We start from the raw sequence: 443 nt of genomic DNA, 5'->3' as shown, positions 1-443 counted from the left end.
GCGGTCCTCGGCCCCGCGCAGGGTCCACGCGCCGCCGAGCGCCACGAACCCGTGCACGACGACGTCCGGCCGTCCCGCGCGCGCCGCCGCCCGGATCGCGAACAGCAGGTTCTCGTGCTCGCAGCGCAGCAGGCCGATCGCGGTCACCTGGTCGGGCCCGAGCAGCCGGGACGTGCAGTACGCCGCCACGTCCTTGGCCCAGCGCAGCAGCGCGTCGCGGACGGCATCGTCCTCCCCGGCCTCGGTCAGCCGCAGCAGGCCGAACTCGCGGACCGTCTCCAGCATCCGATAACGAACCGGAGCAGGCGCGCTCCCAGCAGTGCCGGACGCGGCGGCGTCCTCCTCGACCACGAGCAGGGACTGGAGCACGAGGCCGTCGATGTCGTCGAGCACGTCGAGCGGCACCTCGTCGGTGGGTCCGACCGCCGGTGCCTCGCCCTCCG

At 74.7% G+C, this 443-nt stretch carries 1 pseudogene; it reads right to left on the bottom strand.

Annotated features, from left to right (window positions below):
• Positions 1-443: pseudogene (locus tag PROKR_RS33915) on the bottom strand (hypothetical protein); the annotation flags it as partial.

Origin of the sequence: Promicromonospora kroppenstedtii DSM 19349 (genome assembly GCF_000515355.1) — a bacterium.
GTDB classification, from domain to species: domain Bacteria; phylum Actinomycetota; class Actinomycetes; order Actinomycetales; family Cellulomonadaceae; genus Promicromonospora; species Promicromonospora kroppenstedtii.
The sequence above is the reverse complement of the archived record's forward strand: the minus strand, read 5'-3'. Positions and strand labels throughout refer to the sequence as shown.